Source organism: Bernardetia aquimarina (genome assembly GCF_042180575.1).
Taxonomy (GTDB): domain Bacteria; phylum Bacteroidota; class Bacteroidia; order Cytophagales; family Bernardetiaceae; genus Bernardetia.
Window position 1 is genome coordinate 5,416,660 of the sequence record NZ_CP170094.1, and the last position, 26,336, is coordinate 5,442,995.

Annotated in this window: 25 protein-coding genes; 15 read left to right on the forward strand and 10 right to left on the reverse strand. The window is 31.7% G+C overall.

The window, feature by feature from the left end; all coding sequences use genetic code 11:
- Nucleotides 1-297 precede the first annotated feature (297 nt).
- The 3 genes from ACE193_RS23245 to ACE193_RS23255 all read left to right on the forward strand — a co-directional run bounded on the left by ACE193_RS23245 (nt 298) and on the right by ACE193_RS23255 (nt 2,695).
- Nucleotides 298-930 (forward strand): hypothetical protein, encoded by a 633-nt coding sequence (locus ACE193_RS23245; RefSeq protein WP_375560576.1) that lies wholly within the window; start codon nt 298-300, stop codon nt 928-930.
- Nucleotides 931-984: 54 nt separating this feature from the next.
- Nucleotides 985-1,509 carry a hypothetical protein gene (locus tag ACE193_RS23250; protein ID WP_375560577.1) on the forward strand — a complete coding sequence of 175 codons (525 nt, stop codon included), beginning with the start codon at nt 985-987 and terminating at the stop codon, nt 1,507-1,509.
- Between the two features lie 238 nt (nt 1,510-1,747).
- Complete coding sequence (locus ACE193_RS23255; protein WP_375560578.1) at nt 1,748-2,695, forward strand: AEC family transporter; 948 nt, start codon at nt 1,748-1,750, stop codon at nt 2,693-2,695.
- 200 nt (nt 2,696-2,895) lie between these two features.
- Here the strand turns inward: ACE193_RS23255 and ACE193_RS23260 are convergent, their stop codons facing one another.
- From ACE193_RS23260 to ACE193_RS23270, 3 genes are all read right to left on the reverse strand, one after another.
- Entirely contained in the window at nt 2,896-3,408 is a 513-nt protein-coding gene (locus ACE193_RS23260; RefSeq protein WP_375560579.1) for a hypothetical protein, read from the reverse strand.
- Nucleotides 3,409-3,884: 476 nt separating this feature from the next.
- Nucleotides 3,885-7,586 carry an Eco57I restriction-modification methylase domain-containing protein gene (locus tag ACE193_RS23265; protein WP_375560580.1) on the reverse strand — a complete coding sequence of 1,234 codons (3,702 nt, stop codon included), beginning with the start codon at nt 7,584-7,586 and terminating at the stop codon, nt 3,885-3,887.
- Nucleotides 7,587-7,843: 257 nt separating this feature from the next.
- The gene (locus ACE193_RS23270) at nt 7,844-8,581 is read right to left on the reverse strand and encodes a sulfite exporter TauE/SafE family protein (protein ID WP_375560581.1); all 738 of its coding nucleotides are present in this window, start codon (nt 8,579-8,581) and stop codon (nt 7,844-7,846) included.
- A gap of 334 nt (nt 8,582-8,915) precedes the next feature.
- Between ACE193_RS23270 and ACE193_RS23275 the strand changes: the two genes are divergently transcribed.
- Both ACE193_RS23275 and ACE193_RS23280 read left to right on the forward strand, forming a co-directional pair.
- Nucleotides 8,916-9,839: a 5'-methylthioadenosine/adenosylhomocysteine nucleosidase gene (locus ACE193_RS23275; RefSeq protein WP_375560582.1), complete on the forward strand. Its 924-nt coding sequence runs from the start codon at nt 8,916-8,918 to the stop codon at nt 9,837-9,839.
- Between the two features lie 133 nt (nt 9,840-9,972).
- The gene (locus tag ACE193_RS23280) at nt 9,973-10,392 is read left to right on the forward strand and encodes a copper-binding protein (RefSeq protein ID WP_375560583.1); all 420 of its coding nucleotides are present in this window, start codon (nt 9,973-9,975) and stop codon (nt 10,390-10,392) included.
- 31 nt (nt 10,393-10,423) lie between these two features.
- On the opposite strand, the gene ACE193_RS23285 is transcribed toward ACE193_RS23280, so the two are convergent.
- Nucleotides 10,424-10,996: a GNAT family N-acetyltransferase gene (locus tag ACE193_RS23285; RefSeq protein WP_375560584.1), complete on the reverse strand. Its 573-nt coding sequence runs from the start codon at nt 10,994-10,996 to the stop codon at nt 10,424-10,426.
- A 240-nt stretch (nt 10,997-11,236) separates the two neighbouring features.
- Between ACE193_RS23285 and ACE193_RS23290 the strand changes: the two genes are divergently transcribed.
- From ACE193_RS23290 to ACE193_RS23335, 10 genes are all read left to right on the forward strand, one after another.
- Nucleotides 11,237-11,587, forward strand: a complete 351-nt coding sequence (locus ACE193_RS23290; protein WP_375560585.1) for a 4Fe-4S binding protein — start codon at nt 11,237-11,239, stop codon at nt 11,585-11,587.
- 47 nt (nt 11,588-11,634) lie between these two features.
- Nucleotides 11,635-12,183 carry a histidine triad nucleotide-binding protein gene (locus ACE193_RS23295; protein WP_375560586.1) on the forward strand — a complete coding sequence of 183 codons (549 nt, stop codon included), beginning with the start codon at nt 11,635-11,637 and terminating at the stop codon, nt 12,181-12,183.
- 141 nt (nt 12,184-12,324) lie between these two features.
- On the forward strand, nt 12,325-13,539 hold the full coding sequence (gene sucC, locus ACE193_RS23300) for an ADP-forming succinate--CoA ligase subunit beta (RefSeq protein ID WP_375560587.1): 1,215 nt from the start codon (nt 12,325-12,327) through the stop codon (nt 13,537-13,539).
- A gap of 491 nt (nt 13,540-14,030) precedes the next feature.
- Complete coding sequence (locus ACE193_RS23305) at nt 14,031-14,726, forward strand: GNAT family N-acetyltransferase (protein ID WP_375560588.1); 696 nt, start codon at nt 14,031-14,033, stop codon at nt 14,724-14,726.
- 21 nt (nt 14,727-14,747) lie between these two features.
- A complete protein-coding gene (locus ACE193_RS23310; protein WP_375560589.1) occupies nt 14,748-15,995 on the forward strand; it encodes an argininosuccinate synthase in 1,248 nt (415 codons plus the stop codon).
- Nucleotides 15,985-17,052, forward strand: a complete 1,068-nt coding sequence (gene argC / locus ACE193_RS23315; RefSeq protein ID WP_375560590.1) for an N-acetyl-gamma-glutamyl-phosphate reductase — start codon at nt 15,985-15,987, stop codon at nt 17,050-17,052. The genes ACE193_RS23310 and argC overlap by 11 nt, the downstream gene beginning before the upstream one ends.
- Before the next feature lie 120 nt (nt 17,053-17,172).
- A complete protein-coding gene (locus tag ACE193_RS23320) occupies nt 17,173-18,303 on the forward strand; it encodes an aspartate aminotransferase family protein (protein ID WP_375560591.1) in 1,131 nt (376 codons plus the stop codon).
- Nucleotides 18,304-18,364: 61 nt separating this feature from the next.
- Nucleotides 18,365-19,363 (forward strand): N-acetylornithine carbamoyltransferase, encoded by a 999-nt coding sequence (locus tag ACE193_RS23325; RefSeq protein ID WP_375560592.1) that lies wholly within the window; start codon nt 18,365-18,367, stop codon nt 19,361-19,363.
- Nucleotides 19,364-19,507: 144 nt separating this feature from the next.
- Nucleotides 19,508-20,287, forward strand: a complete 780-nt coding sequence (argB, locus tag ACE193_RS23330) for an acetylglutamate kinase (protein WP_375560593.1) — start codon at nt 19,508-19,510, stop codon at nt 20,285-20,287.
- Nucleotides 20,288-20,365: 78 nt separating this feature from the next.
- The gene (locus ACE193_RS23335; RefSeq protein WP_375560594.1) at nt 20,366-21,448 is read left to right on the forward strand and encodes a M20 family metallo-hydrolase; all 1,083 of its coding nucleotides are present in this window, start codon (nt 20,366-20,368) and stop codon (nt 21,446-21,448) included.
- Nucleotides 21,449-21,913: 465 nt separating this feature from the next.
- Here ACE193_RS23335 and ACE193_RS23340 read toward each other — a convergent pair whose 3' ends face one another.
- The 6 genes from ACE193_RS23340 to udk all read right to left on the reverse strand — a co-directional run bounded on the left by ACE193_RS23340 (nt 21,914) and on the right by udk (nt 26,252).
- Complete coding sequence (locus tag ACE193_RS23340; protein ID WP_375560595.1) at nt 21,914-22,312, reverse strand: hypothetical protein; 399 nt, start codon at nt 22,310-22,312, stop codon at nt 21,914-21,916.
- Between the two features lie 269 nt (nt 22,313-22,581).
- Nucleotides 22,582-22,950 carry a hypothetical protein gene (locus tag ACE193_RS23345; protein WP_375560596.1) on the reverse strand — a complete coding sequence of 123 codons (369 nt, stop codon included), beginning with the start codon at nt 22,948-22,950 and terminating at the stop codon, nt 22,582-22,584.
- Nucleotides 22,951-22,954: 4 nt separating this feature from the next.
- Complete coding sequence (locus ACE193_RS23350; protein ID WP_375560597.1) at nt 22,955-24,184, reverse strand: bifunctional 3,4-dihydroxy-2-butanone-4-phosphate synthase/GTP cyclohydrolase II; 1,230 nt, start codon at nt 24,182-24,184, stop codon at nt 22,955-22,957.
- Nucleotides 24,185-24,207: 23 nt separating this feature from the next.
- Nucleotides 24,208-24,744 (reverse strand): hypothetical protein, encoded by a 537-nt coding sequence (locus tag ACE193_RS23355; RefSeq protein WP_375560598.1) that lies wholly within the window; start codon nt 24,742-24,744, stop codon nt 24,208-24,210.
- Between the two features lie 118 nt (nt 24,745-24,862).
- Nucleotides 24,863-25,555 carry a potassium channel family protein gene (locus ACE193_RS23360; protein WP_375560599.1) on the reverse strand — a complete coding sequence of 231 codons (693 nt, stop codon included), beginning with the start codon at nt 25,553-25,555 and terminating at the stop codon, nt 24,863-24,865.
- A gap of 31 nt (nt 25,556-25,586) precedes the next feature.
- Nucleotides 25,587-26,252 (reverse strand): uridine kinase, encoded by a 666-nt coding sequence (udk, locus tag ACE193_RS23365; RefSeq protein WP_375560600.1) that lies wholly within the window; start codon nt 26,250-26,252, stop codon nt 25,587-25,589.
- Nucleotides 26,253-26,336 lie beyond the last annotated feature (84 nt).

A 26,336-nucleotide genomic window follows, 5' to 3' on the forward strand; every position in this document is an offset into this window, starting at 1 on the left:
TACAAATGAACATTTTTTTATCAAAAAAGCATACTACTAGACAAAAATAGTAGATGGTATAGGTCAGTCTCGTAGAACAGACCATTTATAGTCAAAAATATGTTTTTACTGGTATTATTCTAAGTTTTATCAGAAATAAATAATTTTATTGACTAATAAAACAGATTGTAATTAACTGTAAATTTGAATTTTATTAAACAAAATATAATTACGTATGTTATATAAGTAACGAATTTAACCAATTTCAAGTAATTGAAATTTATTTTTTAATCTAAACTTTTTAAACTAGAAACTATTATGGCAGAAATTAAAATTGAAAAGAAAACCCCGATTATTCCTTGGTTACTTGGTCTTTTATTGCTTTTAGCAGTAAGTACAGGTGTTTATTTTGCATTTTTTTATGGAAATAAAGCCGAACAAGAAGCAATAGCTAATGAGATAACTATGAATGAAAACGAAATTGTTCCTGATGAAGTTGTTGTGGTAGAAACAGAAATGATTCCAGCCGAAGTAAATACTTTTATAGCATTTGCAAACGAGAACAGAGAATATGAAGCTACTCAGATGGATGTTCATCACGAATATACAGCTAATGCGCTTCGCCACATGGGAGATGCTTTAGAGGTTATTGCAATCAAAAGAGGAATGGCTGACCAAATGAATGTGCAAGATTTACATAAAAAATTGGATACAGCAGCAGATGAAATTCAAAAAAATTGGAAAGAAACTGACCATGCAGACCACATCAGAAACGCATTTTTGCAAGTAAGTGGTGCTTTGAATCAACTTGCTGATGGTTCTATGAATGAGAGCCTAAAGAAAGAGGCAAAAGACATTGACCCAAATACTTTGACATTGGAACAGAAAGCTGATGTACAAGATTTTATCGACAAAACAGCTTCTGTAATGAAACAATTAGCTATGGAATAATATCTTTTAGTTGATTCAAATTTATTATCTCATTTTTTAAACTATACTTTTATTATGGAAAAGAACAAAAATATTACCGTAGATACTACGGACTTTCACGAAGAACTTACATTAGAACGCTTAGAAAACCTTGATAACTACAAAGTAGCTGATGGTTATGATAATGTAGTAGGTTGGAAGGTAATGGCAAACAATGAATTAGAAATTGGAAAAGTAAGAGGACTTATAGCTTCAAAAGAGCTTGAAAGAATACTCTATTTGGATATCGAAATCCAAGAAATTCATGTAAATGACAACAAAAGTCATTTATATATTCTTATTCCAATCGGACTTGCAACACTTGACCATGATGCAGAAACTGTAAATGTGCAATCCATCGATGCAGAAGCATTTGTAACTTATCCTCGTTATGATGGCTCTGATATCAAAATGGATTATGAATACTTGTTGCACGGATATTATTCGAAACATCCAGATATTCATTTAGAACCTTATATTGGTCGTACTAAAAAACATTATGACCACGATTTACTCTATGACCAAACCACAGTATATGGTAGTCCATTAATGGGAATCTAATAGAGAGGTTGTTTAAGAATGAGTTTTGTACGTATTTTTGTTGGGGTCGCTACGCTAAAATACCAACAAAGGCAATGTTGTTTTTCCATAGAATTGGGTTTGCAAATCTAATTCTATGGAAAAATGAATATTCTTAAACAACTTCAAAAAAACTATTAAAAAACACAAGCCTTATTTCAATAAAATGAATTAAGGCTTTTTTATGCTTAGTTTTGTATAAATCTTAACAAAAAACACATTGGAAAACCTTCTATTAATCTTTGCTTGTCTGTTTTTAGGTTTTGTATTCAAACAAATTCCTATTTTTCCAAAAGATACACACAAAGGAATAAATACCTATATTATTTGGGTCGCTCTGCCTTGTCTTGCGCTTATTTATATTCCAAAATTAGAATTTTCTATCTCTCTTATTTGGCTGGCTCTTATGGCATGGATAGTTTTTGGATTAAGCATTTTGTTTTTCAAAGTAATGGCGAAGGTTTTCAACTGGAATAGACAAACAGAAGGTTGTCTAGTTTTGGCATGTGGGCTTTGTAACACTTCTTTTGTGGGTTTTCCTCTTCTAGAATTTTTGTATAATTCAAAACAACCTTTGCAATATGCCATTGTGTGCGACCAAGCAGGTTCGTTTTTGGTGGTGGCTACTGTGGGCGTAATTGTGGCAATGAATTATGGAGGCGACAAACCCACATCAAGACTTATTTTTCAAAAACTGGTTTATTTTCCTCCTTTTATAGCTTTTTTGGTGGCTTTGCTTTTGATTCCTTTTGGTGGAATAGAAAAACTATTTCTTGATATGAATGGACTAGAACAAGTAGGAACTGTTTTAGAAAATGTTTTGATAAAATTGGCTGCTCCTTTAGTAGTTTTGGCTCTTTTTTCGGTCGGATTGCAAATAGAGTTTTCAAAAGAGAACTTCAAACTCCTCAATCCGTTCTTTTTTGGTCTTTTATTCAAACTTTTTTTAGCTCCTTTAGCGATTTACTTTTTGTATTTACTTGTTTTTACAGAAAAAAATATGCCTTTCGAAGTCGGAGTTTTGGAAGCTGCTATGGCACCAATGGTAACAGGTGTTTTGCTGGCACAAGAATATAAACTCAATCCAAAATTAGGAGGGTTTTTGTTGGCGATTGGTATTCCTGTTTCGATTGCGACGGTTTATTTTTGGTATTTATTTTTGATTTAGAAAATTATTTATCAATAAAATTCGTAGGGCAAAGGCTTGCCTTTGATAGGGTTAGGTAGTTTAGGTAATAAAAAATACAAATACAGTCAAAGGCAAGCCTTTAACCTACAAACACGCTATATTTTACTGTTTTCACGTTTAAAAAATATGTGGGTAATCGGTAGGATTTTAACCCTGTTTTTTTATTTTTGTAAAAAAAATCATTTTTCCATAAACTCACAAGCACCCAAAATTTTACCTAACTTTTCTTTGTAGGAAGAAATAACGAGTTTCTCCCTGTGATTAGGAAAAAGAAGAGCGAAAAAAACTAAACCCAAAAGACCTAAAACAATCCATAATTCATTACTTTGAGTAAAAAAAATCCTAGCTCCGATGCCAAAAAACAAAACTCCTGTTATAATCAAAAGTATTTTGCGCCATTTTTTAGATATAAAATTATCGTATTCGAAAATGACTTCTACTTTTGTGTAATCAGCTTCTTCAAAAAACTTTCCTTTTAATTTATACTCGTGTTTATCTTTTGTTTTTAGATGAAATGAATTTTCTGAAACTGTTCCTGTAAAATAAAATCCACTTTTGAGAGCTTCTCTAAATGTTTCAGTTTTGGTTGCATCTGAAATGTTATTTCTTAATTGCTCGGCTAGTTGTGTAGGCGTAAGTTTGGTCAAGTAAATCAAATGAGAATCTGGAGTGACTTTTTCTTCGTTATTCATAAGCAATAGAATAAAATGTAAAATTTTAGATTTTATTCAAGATACATTTTTTTTCTATTTCGTTTGATTTTAAGTGTTACCTAATTTTGAAATCAGTAGGTTAAAGGCTCGCCTTTGACTGTATTTGTGTTTTCATTGTGTTTTTGGGAATTAGGAAATTACCATCTTACAAAAGTCAAAGGCAAGCCTTTGCCCTACAAATACAGTCTAATTTTCACAAAAAAAGCATTTCCATTTACCAGTCATTTTCAAAACTTTGACAGTCCTTTCAGAAGGCTCTCAATAGTTGATGCAACTCTGCTGTTAAACTATAAACAAAGTTTTATTCAATCCTCGTTGACGGCAACGCCTCAACGACGGTTCATTATACAATTTTATTTCCCAACCGTCAACGAGACTAAAGCCGTCGTTGAGGATAAAAAACGATTATTCCAAAACCCTAAGGGTCTTCGAAGACCCTTAGGGTTTAGAACTGCCTACTGCTCCTCAATAATCGCAATCTCTTCCTCACTAAGTCCATACAACCCATACACCAAAACATCAATCTCACTTTCTAGCGCACTCGTGTCGGCTGATGGATTTACTTTTTTTAGAGACAGGATTTGAGTTACTTTTTCTTCTATTTGGGTTTCGTTTTTTGAATCTGGATTTTTTGGAATGGGAATATTAGATAAATGCCCTCTTTTTACTTCTGCTAATGCTTCTCCTACTTCATTATTAATTATGTTTTGATAAAACCAGTTCGAGAAAGTGCTATTTATTAATCCTAATAAAAACTCTTCAGAATAATTATCATTTTTAGAAATTATGGTGTATAAGTTATTTCTGACTATAAATTGGTTATAATCTAAAGTGGCAATTAAACTGCTTCCAGTTTGTCTTATTACTATTTTTTTCTCTGCATCATAATTAGCAGAATATCTAGGTTCTGCTAACCAATCTCCAAAACTTATGTAGTAATTCTCTTTCCATAAGGTTATATATCTATTTATTAAACTTCCTCTGAGTAAAGGAACAAATGTGTTATCAATTTGAGACGTTTTTACAAATGGTTTATTTTTTACTATACTTGCAGTTTGCTTAGGTTTTCCCTTACCTTTTTGAAAAGGTTTTGTACCTAACGTAATATTTGCAACTTCATCTAAATTAGAGTGTACAGATATTTTTTTTGCAATGTGCAAAGCTTTTTTCGAAGCATAAATGTTTAATGGGTTACTATAATTATCAGATAATGAGTTTCTATCAAAACTGTTAAATATGATTTCTTCCTCTTCTCCTATTATTTCAACTTCTATTACATCTGATTCAATATTTGATTTAGAGCCATAAATAATTGCAGTATCAACAACAGCTTCTTCAAACACAGGTTTTTGAAATGCTCTAATATTTGATAATTTTAATTCTGAATAAAGTAGCTTTCGAATATTTGGTGTTTTCAAACTAAATAACCAAGTATTAGGAACAATAAAAGAAAAACTACCCTTTTGTGAAATGATTTGATTGCATCTCTCACAAAAAGTCATATAAATATCTAATTGATAATCTGAATAATTATAAGCTGTTTTAATCCATTCTTTTTCAGATTTAGAAAAAATATTTCCATAAGGAGGATTCCCAATGACCACATCAAACCCAATAAAATTTCCATTTTTATCCAATACTTCTGGAAACTCAAAACGCCATTCGAAAGCATTTTGATAGATTTTATTGCTTTTTATATCTTCAATTTCTGTGTTTAGTTTCAGAACTTCTTTTTGTAGCTTGTCTATTTTTTTGTCTTTTGCTTTTTGTTCTGTTTTTGAGAGTTCGAAAACGGAAGTTTGAGTGAGCAAAGTTTGTAGTTCAGCCGTTTTTTTGGAAAGTGCCAACACTTTTGGGTCTTTTTTGCTTACCTCGCTTCTAAAATCTGTTTTTATGGTTTCGATGAGCTTTTCCATTTCGTATTTCTGTTCTTTGCTCGTCGCATTTCTATACGTCTGAACAGCCACACGGTACGAATCTATCGTCCATTTGCTTTTTTTGAGAGCCTTGCTAATATCAGCATCCAAATCAAACCGACTTATCAAAGAGTTTCCAGTTTTGATATTAATATCAATATTTGGCAGCGTTTCTAGTTCTTCAAAATTACTTTCCCCAGTATAATAGGCATTTTTCAAAAGCTCAATCCAAAGACGCAAACGACATATTTTGACAGAATTTGGATTAATATCAACACCAAAAAGACAGTTTTCTATCAGTTTTTGTTTTTCGTGAAAAAGCGTTTTTTGTATGGTCTGACTTTGTTTATTTCCAATTTGATACTCAAAAAAATCAGTTTCGGTTTCGAAGGCGAAAAGTTCATCATTTTCTATACGCATCTCAACAGGCAAACCTTTTCCATTTTCATCAGCCAAAATTCCTAATTCAGATTTTATGGTAATCAGTTCGTTGAGTGCAGAAACCAAAAAGTGTCCAGAACCCACAGCAGGGTCGCAAATTTTGAGCGAATCAAAGATTTTATTGTTTTTGAGTTTGTCAGTCGATTTATATTGAGGTTGCAAAAATTCTTGTAAATCCTCAAAACTCTCAAATTCCATTTTATACTCTTCCGAAAACTTCTGCACCACCGAACGACGCAGCGTTTGGCGACACATATACATCGTAATAAAACTCGGAGTATAAAATGAACCATCTTTGTAGCCGTTTATTTTTTCAAAAATAAGTCCCAAAACAGAGGCATTAATTAGCGTTTTCTTGTCTTTTCGTATTTCCTCCGTTCCTTCCGAACTAAAATTATAAGCATCTAAAAACTGAAATAAATAACTCAAAGGCGTTTCTTTTCCAGTCCTGCGAACTCCGTTGCCATCTTTTAAAATGGTTTTGAAATACAAAGTGAGTTCTGCATCATCGGAAAGATTACTTGCATTTACGACATCATTTTCCAAAAGTGTTTCCTCAAAAAGCGAACTATTAAGGTACGGAATATGACTAAAATCTTTCAAAAATTCTCTTCTATCTTTAGGTCTTTTTGCCAAAACACCAAAAAACAAATCATCTAAAGTAACAAAATCTTTAATCGTTTGACTGTTCAAAAATTTATATTTCTGACGAATTTCCTTTTTTTCTGTTTTGTGATATTGTAATAATTGCGCTTCCAAAAGTTTTAGAAAAAGAATACGATTTGTCCACGTAATGCAGAGTTCTAGGGCGATATTTTCTAGTCTTTCGGTGTCGTTATCTCCATAACTTTTATAATTGTCGATGCGTTCTGGTCGCTTTCTTTCTAGTTTTGAGAGTGCATTTTCCAAAAAAGAACCCATTTCACGCTGCTTTTCATTTTTTCGCTTGATTACTTTTTTGTTCTGTTCCTTTACTTCTTCTAGTCCTAAAATATGCAAAAGTTCATTATAAAAATCTTTATTGAGTGAGTTAGAATCATTAGCAAACGGCTTTTTGAGCAAATGAACAGGCGACAAAATTTTGTAGAGATGAATGAGTTTTTTCTCTTCTTTTTGTGCTTTTTGGTCGGTTTCGTCTTGTTCTTTACCTTTTTTATCAAGATTGATTTTGAAGTTTTCTAGTTCCTTTTGATAATCTCTTAAATCAAAATGGGTGTAGGTAATTTCTTGTTCAGAATTTGCGATAAAATGCTGTGCAATTTCTTCGTAAAAATGTTTGGTGCTTTTTTTATCTCTTTTAGTATCATTATATTTTTTGACCAATCCTTTATTCTGATAAAATACTTTATCAAACTGCGTTTCATCAAACACAAACCACTGATAAACATCAGTAATAATCAGCCTTTTTACTTCTGTATTTTTGTTTTCTATTCGCTCTTTCAGGTAATAAAAAATAAGCTGTTGAAACGATTTTTTATTGAGATTTTCGGAGCTTACAAACTCACTACTATTCGGTTTTTTGTTTTCTATCATCACTCCGACAGGGCTTTTTTGCGTGTCTTGATGATGAATAACGGTATCTACATCAACGGCTGGATTGATGGCGTGAAGATTTTTATAATAGGCATCTTTCAAAAAGTCTGACATCAAGACTTTTGTATTTTCTTCTCGCTGTTTTTCCATCTCGTCAAGCAATTTTTCTAAAGCTATTCTGAACGCTTCGAATTCCTTTATTTCGACGTGTTCTTTTCTGTAGGCTTGATTGAGCGATTGAGCAGGTGTTTGTTTTTCGAATTTCATAAAAAATGCAATCTATAAATATTTTTACCAAAGATACATTTTGTATATAAAAAAAGAAATAGAAAAATTATTTTCTTGATTTATGAAATTATTTTTTTTGAAAAGTAGGTCAAAGGCTTGCCTTTGACTTGTTATACAGTCATTTTTCATTTCAAAAAAAACAAAATACAGTCAAAGGCAAGCCTTTAACCTACAAATACGGTTTGTTTTTTTCTTGCCGTTGTTGATGTCTCACCAACGACAAAAACCACAAATAATCAATTCCAAAAGAATACTTTTAGAATAGTAATAATTCCGATAAGAAGAATGAGAGCTAAAGAAATGGTTTTGAATTGTTCTTGAGGGATTTTTTCAAGAATTTTCTTTCCTATATATGTCCCAACTAATCCAATAACAAACAGAAATGGAATATAAATAAGATGGTCTGGATTGATATATCCATTTTGATAATAGACAATAGTTCTTGAAAAATCTATCAAAAAATCAATAAAAGCAGACGTAGCAATAAAAATGCTTTTTTCTAAATTGAAGGCAGCCATTGTAAGTCCTCTAATTGCGCCACCTGTTCCCAAAAAACCAGCCGAAAAGCCAGAAAGAATGCCACCGATTACAGAATTTTGTTTGTTGGGTGTAATGACCATATTTTTTTTGATAAGAAAAAGTGCGCTTAATGCTACCAAAAAAATACCCAATACAATTTCTAAATAGAGTGTACTAATATATTTGGAAAGAATTCCACCCACAACTACAAAAATAACAGAAGGCACACCAATATACAAAATCAAAAATTTGTCTAATCCTTTTCTAAACAAAAAAATCTTACTGATATTGCTAGAAAGATGAAAAACAGCCGTCAGACCAAGTACAGAATGAAAATCAAAATAAAAATTGCCAATCGGAACAAAAAATACAGATGAACCAAAACCTCCAATCGTTCCAATAATTTCAGCTAAAAGTGCAAGAAGTAAAAAAACTATATTGACATCAATTTTCATTTTTTTTGAAATTAAAGAGTAAAAAAACCTTTATCAAAGATAGCTTTTCTAATTTTATACTTACTTTGTTTATATCAAATTTTTTAAATTTATAAAGAATCAAAATAACGTTATTTTTGGTGTCTTTACCGATAGATTTTATATTCATGTCTAGTACTCTACAAATAATCTTTAGATTTGCTAGGTTTTTGTTTGTAGTTGTGTTTTTAAGTATTTTTCTAAAAAAGTTGCTTACTTTGTAGCATCTTTTGTATTTTTTATAAAATTGACCCTAATTAATTGTATGAATAAGTTGGTATCTCTATTGTCATTTTCTAAAATAGCTTTTATAATTTTGTGTAGTTTTTTTAGTATAATTTCTTTTGTCTCAGTGGCGCAAACGGCTTCGGATATTGAAGGAAAGGTAGAAGAGAGTAAAAAAAATGAACTTTCTGCTCGCCAAAAACAAAAACTCAAAAACCCAAATCGTAAACCTTTTACGGCAGTTATTGGAGCCATGCAAGTAGAAGTAGAGTTATTTAAGCTAAAAGTTCATCCAAAACGAGATACAGTAATTATGGGAATTACTTTTACGGTTGGCAAAATGCGTACTCGTGATGTTGTGGTTGTTAAGTCTGGAATTGGTAAAGTAAATTCTGCCATGACAGCAGCTCTTTTATTAGAACATTTCAATCCATCAGAAGTAATTTTTACAGGAATTGCAGGAGGAATTGATTCTTTACTCTTACCAGGTGATATTGTAGTGGGAGATAGAGCAGCACAACACGATTTTGGACAATTAACAACAGAAGGAATAACTGTGTGGCAGACTTTTGATTATGATGAAACTTCAAATCCATTGTACTTTCCATGTGATTCTCTTTTGATTGCCAAGACACAAGAAGCAGGAGAAAAAGCAAGAATAAAATTTATCAGAACCTATGATGCCAAACGCAAACCAACTGTAAATACAGGTACAATCGTAACAGGAGATGTTTTTGTAGCCTCAACACAATTCAAAAACAGATTGGAAAAAGAATTTAAAGCAAAAGCAGTTGAGATGGAAGGAGGAGCAGTTGCTCAAATTTGTTATCAACAGGGAGTTCCGTTTGTAGTCATCAGAAGTATTAGTGATACAGCCGATGAAAATGCAGCCAAATTATACAAAAAGTTTTTGAAGGTAGCCTCTTTTAATGCTGCTCATTTGGTTAGTGAACTGATTTTTCTGTTAGAGGAAGAAGAAAAGAAGCAAGTAAATAAAAAGGAAACAGAAAAATAAAATCAGTAAAAATAAGTATATTTTGATTAAATTGTGCTTTCAAACTTGATTAACTTGAGCAATCAAATTAGTATTAAAATGCAGGTTTGAAATTTTACCGTTTACCTATACTCAGTATTTAAAACTTATTTTTATGAAAAAGATTGCCCTTTTAGCTCTTGCAGCTACATTTATGTTTGCTTGTCAAACTAAAAAAACAGAAGCTACTGAAGAAGTTGCAGTAGAAGACATGGAACTTTTAGAAGAAACTCCAACTGAGGAAGTTGTAGTAGTTGATGAAACTCCACAAGAAACAGTATATCAAGTGCGTGGTATGATTGTCGAAATTCCAGAAGCTGATGCAGAAGGAAATACGATGGTAATGGTTAGTCATGAAGAAATTCCTGAGGTAATGGGAGCTATGAAAATGGCTTTGAAATCAAATGCTGCTTACCTAAGCGAAATAGCAAAAGATGATAAAGTTTCTTTTGAGATGGTCAAAACTGATGAAGGCTACACAATGAGAAATGTAGCTAAACTTCCAGCAGAAACAGAACTTACTTTAATGAAGTAATTCAATCAAACCTATAAGGTTTTTGAAAATCTTATAGGTTTAGATTTTGAAAATCCCCTCTATTTATCTCATAAAGCACACAAATTTCTAATTCTGGATCATTTTCTAAAGCTGGGTGTCTGAAATCTTTTACGTATTTCATTCCAATTTTCTCCATGACTTTCCTAGATTTTAGATTTATTTTTGGTGCTACTGCTTTTATAGATTCTAGTTTTTTATTTTCATCTAAGTCATTAAAGGCAAATTCTAAACAACGTTTTGCGCCTTCACTTGCATAGCCTTTGTACCAGTATTTTTTAGCTAATCGCCAACCAATATCTACACAAGGCGTAAAATCAGCTTCAAAATTTTGTTCTGCTATTCCGATAAAACCAATAAACTCTTCTGTTTCTAATTCATCAACAGCAAAATAACAGAAACCATGTTTTTCAAATTGATTCGTCATTTTTTCTATCAATAATTTTGTTTGTTCTAAAGAAGGCAAATAAGGAAAAAACTCCATGACTTCTTCATCAGAGTTTAAAGCAAAAAGTTTTTCTGTATCAGAATCTTGCCAGTTTCTGAAACCTAATCGTTGTGATTTAAAAATATATTTGTTATTCAAAGTAGGTTGTTTTTTAGTGAATTCTATTTTGATTAAATTTGTGATTCCAAAAATACTAGGGCAAACGCACGAAAATAAAATGTGTGATTTTACACTCTTTTTGACCTATTTTTTTAGTTTTAAAATTCAAGCGAGGACGATTGAATTAGACAAAAACTGGTTCAATCGTCCTCGCTTGAACCAATTCTTAAAAAATAAAATTTCGTGCGTTTGCCTTACAAAAATACTAAAAAAAATAAAATGGCATTACGAATAACAGATGCGTGTATAAATTGTGGAGCTTGTCAGATAGAATGCCCAAATAATGCGATTTATGAGGGTTCTCAAAACTGGTCTTTTGCAGAAGGAACAAGTTTAGAAAAAATAGAAACCGAAGATGGAAGAGTTTTAGACGCACACACAGAATTTCCTCCTTTGGATGATTTTATTTACTATATAATAGCTGATAAATGTACAGAATGTAATGGTTTTCATGACGAACCTCAATGTGCCTTTGTTTGTCCTGTTGATTGTTGTGTTTTGGATGAAAACTTTGAAGAAACAGAACAAGAGTTATTATTGAAAAAAGCGTGGCTACACGAAAAACAATAATTTAATTTATAAAAAAAGATGCGTTATTTCTCCTATTTTCTTGTTCTATGGCATCCAAAAAATGGTTTTATCTATTTCTAAACAGCTTTAATATTACCAAACATTATCAATCTATGAAAAACATTTTATTTTTAATTCTGATTTTTATCTCTAGTTCATCTATTACTTTTGGACAAGCTACCCTGTCAGATTCTATTTCTCAAGAATATAAAAATTATCAAGAAAAAAAAGCAAAAAAGATAAAAGAAGAGTCTGTTTTTACAAAAATCATTAATAGAGAACTTCCTGCAACTATTTTATATGAAGATGATACTGTTATTGCTTTTTTACCTTTAAAACTTCAAGCAAAAGTTCATATTTTGATTGTACCTAAAAAAGAAATTCATACTATAAATGACCTTACAGAAGAAGATGCTATTATTATTGGAAAATTATTTTTGGTTGCCAAGCAGTTAGCTAAAGAACAAGGAATTGCAGAAACAGGATATAGAGTGGCAATGAATACAAATAAAGATGCAGGACAGTCTGTTTTTCACTTGCATCTGCATTTATTAGGAGGGCAAAACGTAGGAGCAATGATAGATAAAGAAAAGTAAAAACATAAGTAATTTTTATTTACTTATTCAAGCCAAACGTCATACTTTTAATTTTATTCTAAATTGGTTTGTAATTCTACTCTTTTCATTGTAATTTTAATCAAAATTAAACTAGTTTTTCATTTTACCCTCATTTTTTATATGAACATTCACGAGTATCAAGGTAAAGAACTACTCAAAAAATACGGTGTTGCAATTCAAGAAGGAATTGTAATTGATTCTGCTGCCAAAGCTGCTGATGCCTCTAAACAACTTAGAGAACAAACAGGAACAGATTGGATTGTAGTAAAAGCTCAAATTCACGCAGGTGGACGTGGAAAAGGAAAAGTAGTAGGTACAGATTATAATGGCGTAATGCTAGGAAAATCTCCAGAAGATGCTGCTGAAAAAGCAAAACAACTTTTAGGAAATGTACTTGTAACTCACCAAACAGGCGAAGAAGGTAAAAAAGTAAACAAAGTATTGTTAGCGCAAGACGTTTATTACAAAGGCGAATCAGAAATCAAAGAGTTTTATGTAGCTGTTCTTTTAGACAGAGACAAAAACTGTAATGTGATTATGGCAAGTCAAGAGGGAGGAGTGGATATTGAAGAAGTAGCTGAAAGCCACCCAGAAAAAATTATCAAAGAATGGATCGATCCAAAACTCGGTTTGCAATCTTTCCAAGCTCAAAAAGTAGCTTTTGCTTTAGGTTTAGAAGGAAAAGCACTCAAAGAAATGACTAAGTTTATCAAGTCTTTGTATGCTGCTTATATCGGAATTGATGCTTCTCAAGTAGAAATTAATCCTGCTTTCAAAACTTCTGATAACAGAGTCTTGGCAGTAGATTCAAAAATTAATCTTGATGATAATGCGTTTTATCGTCATAAAGAATTGGCAGAACTTAGAGATGAGTCTGAAGAATCTCCATTAGAAGTAGAAGCAAGTAAATTTGGCTTAAATTACGTAAAACTTGACGGAAACGTAGGTTGTATGGTAAATGGTGCTGGTCTTGCAATGGCTACAATGGATATGATTAAACTTGCTGGTGGTGAGCCTGCAAATTTCTTAGATGTTGGAGGTGGAGCTTCTGCCGAAACAGTAGAAAAAGGTTTCCGTATCATCTTAAAAGATCCAAATGTAAAAGCTATCTTGATTAATATTTTTGGTGGAATTGTTCGTTGTGACAGAGTTGCAAACGGAGTAGTAGAAGCCTATAAAAATATTGGAAAAATTGATGTGCCTATTATCGTTCGTTTGCAAGGAACAAACGCAGAAGAAGGTGCAAAAATTATCAAAGAATCTGGCTTAAATGTAATTTCAGCTATTGTTTTGAAAGAAGCTGCTGATAGAGTAAAAGAAGTTTTAGCTAGTTAAATAAAAATGCCGTTGTTGGTGTTTTAGCGATAGCAACACCAACAACTACAAAATAAAAATTCTCTTTTGTTTTCTTTATTTTAAGAAAATGAAAGAGAATTTTTTTGTTAAATCTTATTAAGAAAAAGAAAGCTAAATAAACAAAATTTTGTTTTTATAAAAAAAAACGTGTATCATTGTGATTCAATGAACAAAAACTATTGCACATATTATCCCTCACAAGAGCAAATCTCAATCAGCTCTACTAGCGTAAAACGTTCACGACGTTTTCGCCTTGGTGCGTCTATATAGTTTTGACAGAATTACGTATTTTGTCCCTCTTCGCCAGTCGTAGTATCGACTTCATAAAACTCACAAAAACTCATTAGTTTTCTACTACTAATCTCTTTTTATTTCAATTAAGTTTATTCAAAAAAGAATATGTTTTGCGTTATCCAATGTTGCAGTTGGCTTTTTTGCATATTATTATTCTTTATTTTCTCTATTTTATTATGGTATCAATAGTAATTGCTGATGAAACTCATCAGAAGTATGCCGTTTCGTTATGTCAAATGATTGAGGAGGCTGCAAAAGCACGAGGTACAGGAATTGCCAAACGAGACCCTGTTTATATTCAACAAAAAATGCAAGAAGGAAAGGCAATTATTGCCTTAGAAAATCAGACAAGGGAAGGAACAGACAAAAAAGTAGTCGGTTTCTGTTATATCGAAACGTGGCAAGACCAAAAATATGTTGTTAATTCGGGTTTGATTGTTCATCCAGATTATCGCAAAACAGGATTAGCAAAATCTATAAAACAAGCAACTTTTGAGCTTTCGAAGAAAAAATATCCTAACTCTAAACTTTTCGGAATTACGACGAGCCTTGCTGTCATGAAAATCAATTCTGATTTGGGCTACAAACCTGTTACTTTTTCCGAACTCACTCAAGATGAGGCATTTTGGAAAGGCTGTCAAGGTTGTGTCAATTATGATGTTTTGCAGCGAAATGATAAAAAACTATGCCTTTGTACAGGGATGATGTGCGATTTGAAAACGCATACAGTACCTTCTAAACCTGAAGACAAACAAAAAAAATGGAGCAACTTTGTTCGTTTTCTCAAACTTCGCAGCATTCGCCTAAAACGTAAAGTCAATATCTTCCCAAGATTTAAAGACGTTATTTACAAAGAAAATAAATCAAAATAACTTTCAAAAATTTATAAAAATATGTCTAGTAAAAATACAGTTCTTCTTGCTTTTAGTGGGGGTTTAGATACTTCTTATTGTATCAAATATTTAATTCACGAAAAAAATCTTGAAGTACATACAGCAATCGTCAATACTGGAGGTTTTTCAGAAGAAGAGCTTCAAGCTATCGAAAAGAAAGCTATCGATTTAGGTTCTGTTCATCATACAACTTTAGAGGTAACCGACGAATATTACGACAAAATTATTAAATATTTAATCTTTGGAAATGTACTTCGAAACAATACTTATCCTTTGTCAGTCAGTGCAGAAAGAACCTATCAATCTATTGCATTAGCAAACTATGCAAAAAAAATAAAAGCCGATTATATTGCACACGGAAGCACAGGTGCAGGAAACGACCAAGTACGTTTTGATTTAGTTTTTCAATTAATTGCACCTCAAATAGAAATTTTGACACCAATTAGAGAGCAAAAACTTTCAAGAGAACAAGAAGTGGCTTACTTAAAATCGCAGGGCGTTGAATTAGATTGGGAAAAAGCAAAATATTCTATCAATAAAGGACTTTGGGGAACAAGTGTAGGAGGTGCAGAAACTTTGACTTCTCACAAATCTTTGCCTGAAGAAGCCTATCCAAGTCAGCTCGTAGAAAATGGAGGCGAAACAGTTACGTTGGATTTTGAAAAGGGAGAACTTTGTGGTATCAATAATGAAAAAATGAACCCTGTAAAAGTCATTCAAATGCTAGAAGATATAGCAAATAAATATGCAATCGGAAGAGATACACACGTAGGAGATACAATTATTGGAATAAAAGGAAGAGTTGGTTTTGAGGCAGCAGCAGCAAGTATTATCATAAAAGGGCATCATACTTTAGAAAAACACACACTTTCAAAATGGCAAATGTATTGGAAAGAACAGCTAAGTAATTGGTACGGAATGTTTATCCACGAATCGCAATATTTTGAACCTGTGATGAGAAATATCGAAACATTTTTAGAAGATTCTCAAAAGAATGTTACAGGAAAAGTATTTGTTGAGTTAGCTCCTTATCGTTTTGTAATTGAAGGAATTGAGTCAGACTTTGACTTAATGAAATCGGATTTTGGAGAGTATGGAGAAATGAATAAAAATTGGTCTGGAGATGATGTAAAAGGATTTACAAAAATTCTAGGAAATTCACTTCAAATTTTTACTCAGGTGCAAAATAAGGTTCAAACCAAAGCTCAAAATAAAGCACAGCAAAAACAACAAGAAAATGAAAAATAATATAACCAAAAAAATCAGTGTTGGAATCGTTGGAGGAAGTGGTTATGTAGCTGGCGAACTTTTGCGTTGTCTTATCAATCATCCACATACAGAAATTGATTTTATATATAGTCATTCTCATTCTGACAAAAAAATCAGCGAAATTCATACAGATTTATTTCACTCTGATTTAGTTTTCTCTCAAAAAGTAAATCCTCAAATTGATATTGTCTTTTTGTGTTTGGGACACGGAAATTCTACTCGTTTTTTGTTAGAAAATCAGTTTTCTGAAACGACCAAAATTATAGATTTGAGTAATGATTTTAGATTGAATAAAGACAAAATTCTTAAAGTAAAAACTATAAAAGACGAAGAAAAAGATTTGGAAAAAAATGAGGCAAAAGAATTAGAATTTGTCTATGGTTTGCCTGAAATTTATTCTCAAAAAATAAAAGAAAGTAACTATATCGCTAATCCTGGATGTTTTGCAACAGCGATTCAATTAGGAGTTTTGCCTTTAACAAAACATTTTCCAACTATAAAAGAATGGCATGTTCATGCGCTGACAGGCTCAACAGGCGCAGGACAATCACTTTTAGAAACTACTCATTTTAGTTGGAGAAATGAGAATGTTTCTATTTACAAACCTTTTTCTCATCAACATTTGGGGGAAATTGAGCAAAGTTTGAAAGATATATCTCAAAATTTTGAAGGAGAAATCAATTTTATTCCACTAAGAGGAAATTTCACAAGAGGAATTTTTGCAAGTATGTATGTTACTTTGGAAAATGAAAATTCAGATAAAAATACGTCCGAAAAAGAAATAATTTCTATCTATCAAGATTTCTATAAAGATGCTCCTTTTGTCAAAATCAGCAACAAACCAATTGATTTAAAGCAAGTTGTAAATACAAATTATTGTCTTTTGCATATTCAAAAGATTGACAATAAAATTCTTATTACTTCTTGTATTGATAATCTTCTGAAAGGTGCAGCAGGACAAGCGATTGAAAATATGAACTTACAATTTGATTTTCCACAAGAAACTGGACTTACTTTTAAAGCTAATTATTTCTAATTCTATATTCTAGCGCAAGATTCTATCTTGTGCTTACAATTTCGCAAGCATATGCTTGCAAAAAAGAGCGTCCAAGCAAATGCTTGAACGAGAAATACAAAACATTTTTTCTAAAAACTCATGAATTTATTCGACGTTTATCCAAAATATACCCTTTCTCCAACTTCGGCAAAAGGAGTTTTCATTTTTACTGATGATGGCGAAAAATACCTTGATTTGTACGGTGGTCATGGCGTTATTTCTATCGGTCATTCTCACCCTCATTATGTCAAACGCATTTCTGACCAGCTTTCTCAAATCGGTTTTTATTCCAATTCGATAGATATTCCAACTCAAAATGAATTAGCTAAAAGATTGACTCAGCAAAGTGCTTATTCAGATTACAAACTTTTTTTATGTAATAGTGGCGCAGAAGCTACTGAAAATGCACTAAAATTAGCTTCTTTTCATACTAAAAAGAAAAAAGTAATTGCTTTCAAAAATAGTTTTCATGGAAGAACGGCAGCAGCTTTAAATGTTACTGATAACTCTAAACTGTCTGCTCCTCTTAATGAGAATAATTTTGAAGTAAAATGGATAGAATTAAATAATGAAAAACAAGTAGTAGAAGCTCTTTCTCAAAAAGATGTTTGTGCTGTTATTTTGGAAGGAATACAAGGTGTTGGAGGTTTGGATATGGCAACAGAAAGCTATCTTCAATTTTTGCAAGATGAGTGTAAAAAACACAATTCTTTGCTAATTCTTGATGAAATTCAGAGTGGTTTTGGCAGAAGTGGGAAGTTTTTTACTCATCAGTGGGCAAATATTCAACCTGACTTGATTACGATGGCAAAAGGAATGGGCAATGGTTTTCCTATTGGTGGAGTTTTGATAAACCCAACTATTGAAGCACATTATGGCATGTTGGGAACTACTTTTGGTGGAAATCATTTGGCTTGTGCTGCAAGTATGGCAGTTTTGGAAGTTTTGGAAAGTGAGAATTTACTAGAAAATGTAAATAAAGTTAGTAAAAAGGTAATGGAAGATTTAGCAAAAGTTCCTTCTGTCCAAAAAGTAAAGGGAAGAGGTTTGATGTTAGGAATTGAAATGCCATTTCCTATCAAAGAGTTGCGCCAAAAGTTACTTTATGAATATCATATTTTTACAGGTTCGTCTTCTAATCCAAATGTTTTACGTGTCTTGCCACCACTTTCTATTTCACATTCTGAATTTGAGCCTTTTATAAAGGCTTTGCATAAAATTTTATCTTAATTTCTTATAACTGGTTCAAGCGTCGACGCTTGAACCAGTTATGAAAATACAATTAATAACAATGAAAAATCTAAATTTTACTTCTTTTGCAGACGTTCCAGATTTGCAAGAATGGGTAAAAACAGCCCAAAATTTTAAAAAAAATCCTCTTTCTCATAGTGATTTTGGAAAAGGAAAAACACTAGGTTTACTTTTCTTTAATCCAAGTTTGCGAACTCGTTTGAGTACTCAAAAAGCAGCCATGAATTTGGGAATGAATGTCATGATTATGAATGTTCAGCAAGATGGTTGGACGATTGAAATGGAAGATGGAACAGTCATGAATCAAAATTCACAAGAACATATAAAAGAAGCAGCAGGTGTAATTTCGCAATATTGTGACATTATCGGTGTTCGTACTTTTGCTTCTTTGACAGATAAAAAAAGCGATTATGAGGAAAAAACTCTTCAAAAATTTATAAAACACGCACTCGTTCCTGTCATTTCTTTAGAAAGTGCAACAACTCACCCTTTACAATCTTTTGCTGATGTTCTGACGATTGAAGAATTTAGAGAGAAATCAAATGGTATCAAAAAACCAAAAGTAGTTTTGTCATGGACTCCTCACCCAAAAGCATTGCCACAAGCTGTTCCAAATTCGTTTGTAGATTGGGTAAAAAATACAGATTCAGAATTGGTTATTGCGTGTCCGAAAGGTTTTGAGCTTAGTGAAGATTTTGCAAAAGGAGTTTCTGTTACAAATAATCAAGAAGAAGCTTTTAAAGATGCTGATTTTATTTATGCAAAAAATTGGTCTTCTTTTTCTGATGAAAATGGAAACTATGGCAAAATAGGACAAAATTTAGAACATTGGATAGTTGATGAAGCAAAAATGAAACTGACCAATAACGCCAAATTTATGCACTGTCTGCCTGTTCGTAGAAATGTTATTGTTACTGATGAAGTGATTGATAGTGAAAATTCTGTTGTTTTGGAACAAGCACACAATAGAGTTTATGCTGCTCAAACGGTGTTATTTCATATTTTAGAAGAGAAATTTGGTTATACTATTCCGTATTAAAAGAATTAAAAGTTACGGATTACGAATTAGAATTTCTGAATATCAGATAGTTAACCATTTCAAAGTAGTAATTTATTTTCCTATTGTATTCATCCTGTAATTATCATAGTAATCATAAAAATCACTCGCTAATCAGTATTTGAAATGAAAAAGCAACTTTACATCATCAAAATAGGAGGAAATTGTATCGACAATCCAAACGAATTAGATACTTTTTTAGAAAACTTTGCTTGTCTTTCTGTACCAAAAATTCTGATTCATGGAGGTGGAAAAATAGCTACACAAATCAGTCAAAAATTAGGAATTGTTTCGAAATTGGTAGAAGGAAGACGCATCACTTCAAAAGAAGAGTTGGAAGTCGTTACTATGGTCTATGCAGGACTTATCAATAAAAAAATCGTAGCTACTCTTCAAAGTAAAAATTGTAATGCTTTGGGTTTATCAGGAGCAGATGCAAATACAATTTTGGCAAAAAAACGTCCTGTAAAGAATATTGATTATGGTTTTGTTGGAGATATTGAAGAAATAAATACAGAAATAATTGATTTTTTACTTCAAAAAAAGACAATTCCTGTTTTTTCTGCCATTACTCACGATAAAAAAGGCACTTTATTAAATACCAATGCTGATACGATTGCTTCAAGTCTTGCTGTTGCATTGAGTCAAAATTATGAAACAACTTTGATTTATTGTTTTGAGAAAAAAGGAGTTTTAAGAGATACAGAAGACGAAAATTCAATTATTTCTACGCTGAAACTCCAAGAATATGAAGAACTGAAAAAGCAAGAAATTATTTATCAAGGAATGATTCCAAAGTTAGATAACTGTTTTGATGCACTTCAAAAAGGTGTTCAGAAAGTAATTATTAGCAATATTGATTTTATCAAAAACACAGATTTGCCACATACTGAAATTCATGTATAATAGACTTCCCAGTCTGTTAGAAAAAACTAAATTTATTCAGACTGGGAAGTCTGAAATACTTATAATTTGACTTAAAAAATGAAAAATTCAACACCTAAAGCTAAAATAAAAAATCTTCAAGAAAAAGCCATACAATTACTTCAAAATCTAATTTCTACACAATCATTTTCTAGTGAAGAAGACGAAACAGCCATTTTAATTTCTAATTATTTGGAAACTTATGGAATTGATTTTAAACGAAGTAATAACAATATTTGGGCAACCAATCTACATTTTGACACAAATAAACCTACTATTTTACTCAATTCGCACCACGATACTGTAAAACCAAACAAAGGCTATACAAGAAATCCGTTTGAACCGACTATTGAAGATGGGAAATTATTTGGTTTGGGAAGTAATGATGCTGGTGGTTCTTTGGTTTCTTTGTTAGCTACTTTTGTTCATTTTTATAAAGAGCCAAATCTAAACTATAATTTGCTCATTGCAGCGACAGGCGAGGAAGAAAGTTCTGGACAAAATGGCTTATGTGGACTTTTAAAAGAATTGCCAAAAATTGACTTTGCTATTGTTGGCGAACCTACACACATGCAACTCGCAATCGCTGAAAAAGGATTATTAGTTATTGACGGATATGCTCAAGGAATTGCAGGACACGCAGCACACGAAAATACAAAAAATGCCATTTATGAAGCCTTAGAAGATATTTTTTATTTAAAAAACTATGAATTTCCTAAAATATCGCCTCTCTTAGGAAAAGTAAAAATAAGTGTAACTCAAATCAATGCAGGAGAGCAGCACAATGTCGTACCTGCGTCGTGTCATTTTGTGGTGGATGTTCGTTTCAATGAACTTTATACAAATAGAGAAATTTTGGAATTATTGAATAAACAGACAAAAAGTAATTTAGTCGCAAGGTCGTTCAATCTTAATTCTTCTGGCATTGATATTTCTCATCCGATTGTACAAGCAGGAATTGATTTAGGTAGAACTACTTACGGTTCGCCAACACTTTCCGACCAAGCTGTTTTGTCTTGTCCATCTTTGAAAATGGGTGCAGGAGATTCTCTACGTTCGCATAGTGCTGACGAATTTATTTATCTTGATGAAATAAATGAAGCCATTGAAATTTATATTAAACTTTTGTCAAAAATTATTTAGACTTACTTAACTTGTAGAGTTTGAACACACACTTTTACAAGTTGTATTTTTAGCTATTGAAGTTCAAAAAATAGTCTGATTTATTAGAAAAAAATGTAATCAATTTAAACAAAAAGAATTTTTTTATATACAAAGAATACACTATTCTAATTTATTTGTTTCTTTGACAATTTTTGCACCTACTCGTTTTCGTCTATCATTTGATATTTTGAGAATTGTAGGGAAAAGACACGTCTTTTCCTACCCAGTAGGAAATTTTATAGCCCAAATTAAACTATAAACGGCTATTTTATGAAAAGGCGTGCCTTTTCCCTACAAATAAAAATCACTAGATATGACAAAATGAATAACATTCAAATATATCATAATTAGAAAAAAGTGCAAAAATTGTCAGAGAACCAAATAGATTTAAAAAAATTGTGCGAGTGGTTTTTAGGACTTGTATTTTTTTTGATTATGAGTTTGTTATTTGAAATAGTTACTTTTATATCTAAATAGAATTGAAGATAGTACCCAAAATATCAGCATAGTATTATTTAAAATAAAAAGTTTTATATCATTGTCGTTTACTTTTCCATTCAAATCTCCATATAGATACAAAAGTATATCAATCGTAACGACCAAAATTAACATAGGTAGATTGAAAACTATCCAATACTTTGTTACTTGATTTTTCTGAAGATATTCAATTTCATGTATGCTACTTCCAAACATGAGATATACACCATGGATAAGAAATAACATTATATAATGAAAAATGCCAAAGATGGCATATCTGCCAGTAACAACTTCTCCATAAATAATTAATGATAAAATAAAATTTATCAGAACAGGTATAAAATAATAATAATTTATATTATTCATTAACTTTCAAGTTATTTCGCTTCAAAATTCATTTTTAAGAGATTTATTATTGAATTATGGATTGTATTGATTTTTTGTTTTTACAAGGCTCTATACTGTAATCCTCTGAAAAATTGACATAATAAAAGCCTAAAGGAGATGAAGATATTTTAACTTTCAAACAGCTACATTCATTTTCATAAAAAGCCTTTTTTTTATCTCTATCTAAAATGATATCAGCTTCATATTCTTCGTGTTTTATAGTTATACTAGCACCTCTATAATCTATATCATATTTTTTCTGGAGGATAATTGTCTGTGATTTTTATTATTTCCAAACACTCATCATAAGTTACTTCTGAATCATTAAATAATGTAGTGTACATAAGGATAGAATCATAATAGAAATAAGAGAAAACAAGTAATATCATACTCATGACCATCATTACAATTTTCTCTATCAAATTTCCTATTACAGTTTTTAAGTAAATAACTACAAATAAAACTTCTATAAAAATCAAAAATATCAAACGATGAATGTCTGGAACAAAGACAATAAAATCTAAAATTATCCACGAAAAAACAAGTAAGAAATGAACAATAAGAAATATTGGAATAGATATATTCTTAAATTTCATTTTAGATGTGGAAGTTGCCATATTATTACTTTCCTTTCAAAATCTCATGTCCTAATTTATCTCTTTTTGTAGTAAGATATTTTTCATTGTGAGGATTTGCTTTTATTTCAATGGCTACATTTTCGACTATTTCTAAGCCATAACCAATAAGACCAACACGTTTTTTAGGATTATTTGAGATGAGTTTTATTTTACTTACTCCCAAATCTCTCAAAATTTGCGCTCCTACTCCATAATCTCTAGCGTCCATTTTGAATCCTAGTTTTTCATTTGCCTCTACGGTGTCATAACCTTGTTCTTGCAATTTATAGGCTTTGAGTTTGTTTATTAGTCCGATTCCTCTTCCTTCTTGATTCATATACAAAACAACCCCTTTTCCTTCCTGTTCTACAAATTTCATGGCTTGTTGGAGTTGGTCGCCACAATCACAACGCAGAGAACCCAAAATATCACCCGTTACACAGGAAGAGTGAACACGCACCAAAACAGGTTCATCTTTTTCCCATTCTCCTTTTACAAGTGCCAAATGCGTATCTCCAGTATCTTTTTGAGTATAAGCATGAAGCTGAAAATCTCCCCATTTTGTAGGCATTTTTACATCAACTTCTTTATCTATAAGAGAATCATTTGCAAGACGATATTCAATTAAATCTTTGATAGTGATGAGTTTCAAATCAAACTTATCAGCTACTTCTCTAAGTTTTGGCAATCTAGCCATTGAGCCATCATCATCCATCACTTCAATCAAAACACCAATCGGCTGAAAACCTGCTAGTTTTGCCAAATCAACAGTAGCTTCTGTATGCCCTGCACGACGCAAAACACCTCCTTCTCTTGCTTTAAGTGGATTGATATGCCCTGGTCTGCTAAAATCTTCAGGTTTCATAGCTGGATTTGCAATAGCTTTTATAGTTGCAGCTCGGTCTCTTGCCGAAACACCTGTCGTACATCCATGTCCTAATAAATCAACTGTTACAGTGAAAGCCGTTTGTTTTGGGTCTGTATTTTTACCAACCATCAAATTAATTCCAAGCTCATCACAACGCTCCTGTGTAAGTGCCATACAAAGAACTCCACGAGCTTCTTTTAATACAAAATTGACCATTTCGGGTGTGATACATTCGGCAGCACAAATAAAATCGCCTTCATTTTCTCTATCCTCATCATCTACCACGATTACAAATTTGCCAGCCTTTAGGTCAGCGATGGCTTCTTCGATAGTATCTAGTTTTATATCTGAATTGTTAGTTTTCATAGCAGGTTTTGTTTATAGTAAGGTTATTTTTTCTTTTTGAAAGAACGAATAATTGCTTTTTGACTTAGGACAATACTCCATATTCCATCAAATTTATTCTCATCCGAGTTAAAATTTGGATAGTTATAAAGTATTTTTTCTTTTCCGTGAAGAAGTTGTAAATTTTCTTGATAAAGTGTCGTATCTGTAATATTTTGATAGGCTTCAAAGATTTGTTTTTCTTTTTCGTATTCTATTTTTGAAATATCTTTGTAGTAGTCTATTATTTCTATAATATCTATTTCTGTGCTATCTAATTCTAAAATCTGATATAGATTTTCTTGGTTCTGATTTTCTTCTAAGGCATTGATTGCCTGTTCTTTTTTAGCTTTTATTTTCTTGTAAATCTGCTGTGCTTTTGGAGTTGCATTTTCTAAGATTTGTCCTTCTGTTACTTTTGTAATCGTTACGTTGTCTTTCATCTCATAAAATTCTTTTGCAGAAACAGCTCGTTTATCTGTAAAGGCATCACAACTTTGAAGTAAAATAAGAAGAGTAAAGAAGGGAATAAATAATTTCATGGAATAAATTACGATAATTAAATTTTGAACGACAGGTTTATGAAGTTAGAGATAAAAACAAACAATGAAATTATATTTGAAATTAACTGGTAACTGATGACTATTTACTAATAACTGATTATCTGTTTAGTTCTACAAATTTCTCAACGTCATTTGATTTACCTAAAACAATCAAAACATCAGATTGTTCTATGGCGATGTCATTTGTTGGGCGATTAATCAAATGTTCGGCAAAGAATTTTCGTCCATCATGATATTCTTCATAAACTCGCTTTATAGTAATTAAATCTAAAGCATAGTTATCTGTAAAACGAACTTGTCCAACCTTTTTGTTTACAATTCTTCTAGGAGCTTGTATTTCTACAATCGAAAAATTATCAGGCAAAGGCAAAAATGCCTTCATATTTGGATTTAATAATTTTTCTGCAACAAGTTTTCCGACTTCATCTTCAGGAGAAAGAATTTCTTTTACACCTAATTTTTCCAAAATCAAACGCTGTTGGTCTGCCATAGCACGAGCAATAATTCGTTTTACTTTCAATTCCAAAAGCTGAACTGTTGTAAGTAAAAGACCTTCAATATTTTCTCCAATGGCTACCAAAACAGCATCCATATCAGCGACATTTTGAGAACTAAGAGCTTTTATATCTGTTGCATCAAGTGCCACAGCATAAGCAACATCGTCTTTTATTGATTCTACTCTTTCAATATCTCTATCAATGGCAAGTACTTCTGCACCTCTTGCTGCCAAATTTCGTGCTACTGCATAGCCAAAATGTCCAAGTCCGATAACTGCAAATTTATCTGCCATTTGATGTATAATTTAATAAATTATGTACTTATTATTTCTCTAATGATTTTGTTTTGATAGTAGATTTTGTGTTTGAAGGAGTGTATAATTTCTTTTTGAGATGATTAATTACTACTTCAAGTGCAATATCACATGTATGATTGTTAGGAACAATAATATCTGTATTTTCTTTGTAGGGACGAACATAACGTTCATAAGCAGGCGAAACGTGCATTACGTATCTATAAAGAACATCTTCTAAATCATAGCCACGTTCTTTGTTATCTCTCATGATTCTTCTTTTTATCTTTACTGGGTCAGTTGCTTCTACAAACAACTTTAAATTCAATAAATCAGAAATATCTTGATGATAAAATACAAAAAGCCCTTCTACAATAATAATCGGTTTGGGTTCGAACACTAATTGTTTGGGTACTATGTTTGGATTATTGAATGTATATTCTTCTTTATAGACAGTTTTTCCTTCACAAAGAGCTGCAATATCTTTGCTAAATTGTTGATGGTCAATAGACTGGGGGGTGTCAAAATTAGACACTCCGTTTTCATCTATCGGTTGCTCTTCTCTAGGGCGATAATAATTATCTTGCGAAATTAAGCATACATCATTAGGATTAAGACTTTTCATCAAACGGCTCAAAAAGTAAGTTTTCCCAGAACCACTTCCACCTGTAATGCCAACTAAATACGGTTTCTTCATAGTCTGCAAAGGTACGGATTTTTAAAACATTTGAGAAAGGATATTATAATTTATTTTTGAAATTAGAGAATTAGAAGTGGATAT

Excerpts from the sequence above, each read along its gene's own strand:
- argC (WP_375560590.1), top strand. The coding sequence starts at position 15,985 with ATGAAAAATAATATAACCAAAAAAATCAGTGTTGGAATCGTTGGAGGA.
- ACE193_RS23305 (WP_375560588.1), top strand. The coding sequence starts at position 14,031 with ATGGTATCAATAGTAATTGCTGATGAAACTCATCAGAAGTATGCCGTT.
- ACE193_RS23350 (WP_375560597.1), bottom strand. The coding sequence starts at position 24,184 with ATGAAAACTAACAATTCAGATATAAAACTAGATACTATCGAAGAAGCC.
- ACE193_RS23270 (WP_375560581.1), bottom strand. The coding sequence starts at position 8,581 with ATGAAAATTGATGTCAATATAGTTTTTTTACTTCTTGCACTTTTAGCT.
- ACE193_RS23340 (WP_375560595.1), bottom strand. The coding sequence starts at position 22,312 with ATGAATAATATAAATTATTATTATTTTATACCTGTTCTGATAAATTTT.
- ACE193_RS23345 (WP_375560596.1), bottom strand. The coding sequence starts at position 22,950 with ATGGCAACTTCCACATCTAAAATGAAATTTAAGAATATATCTATTCCA.
- ACE193_RS23280 (WP_375560583.1), top strand. The coding sequence starts at position 9,973 with ATGAAAAAGATTGCCCTTTTAGCTCTTGCAGCTACATTTATGTTTGCT.
- ACE193_RS23360 (WP_375560599.1), bottom strand. The coding sequence starts at position 25,555 with ATGGCAGATAAATTTGCAGTTATCGGACTTGGACATTTTGGCTATGCA.
- ACE193_RS23320 (WP_375560591.1), top strand. The coding sequence starts at position 17,173 with ATGAATTTATTCGACGTTTATCCAAAATATACCCTTTCTCCAACTTCG.
- udk (WP_375560600.1), bottom strand. The coding sequence starts at position 26,252 with ATGAAGAAACCGTATTTAGTTGGCATTACAGGTGGAAGTGGTTCTGGG.
- sucC (WP_375560587.1), top strand. The coding sequence starts at position 12,325 with ATGAACATTCACGAGTATCAAGGTAAAGAACTACTCAAAAAATACGGT.
- ACE193_RS23335 (WP_375560594.1), top strand. The coding sequence starts at position 20,366 with ATGAAAAATTCAACACCTAAAGCTAAAATAAAAAATCTTCAAGAAAAA.
- ACE193_RS23250 (WP_375560577.1), top strand. The coding sequence starts at position 985 with ATGGAAAAGAACAAAAATATTACCGTAGATACTACGGACTTTCACGAA.
- ACE193_RS23295 (WP_375560586.1), top strand. The coding sequence starts at position 11,635 with ATGGCATCCAAAAAATGGTTTTATCTATTTCTAAACAGCTTTAATATT.
- ACE193_RS23290 (WP_375560585.1), top strand. The coding sequence starts at position 11,237 with ATGGCATTACGAATAACAGATGCGTGTATAAATTGTGGAGCTTGTCAG.
- ACE193_RS23325 (WP_375560592.1), top strand. The coding sequence starts at position 18,365 with ATGAAAAATCTAAATTTTACTTCTTTTGCAGACGTTCCAGATTTGCAA.
- ACE193_RS23260 (WP_375560579.1), bottom strand. The coding sequence starts at position 3,408 with ATGAATAACGAAGAAAAAGTCACTCCAGATTCTCATTTGATTTACTTG.
- ACE193_RS23355 (WP_375560598.1), bottom strand. The coding sequence starts at position 24,744 with ATGAAATTATTTATTCCCTTCTTTACTCTTCTTATTTTACTTCAAAGT.
- ACE193_RS23265 (WP_375560580.1), bottom strand. The coding sequence starts at position 7,586 with ATGAAATTCGAAAAACAAACACCTGCTCAATCGCTCAATCAAGCCTAC.
- argB (WP_375560593.1), top strand. The coding sequence starts at position 19,508 with ATGAAAAAGCAACTTTACATCATCAAAATAGGAGGAAATTGTATCGAC.
- ACE193_RS23245 (WP_375560576.1), top strand. The coding sequence starts at position 298 with ATGGCAGAAATTAAAATTGAAAAGAAAACCCCGATTATTCCTTGGTTA.
- ACE193_RS23310 (WP_375560589.1), top strand. The coding sequence starts at position 14,748 with ATGTCTAGTAAAAATACAGTTCTTCTTGCTTTTAGTGGGGGTTTAGAT.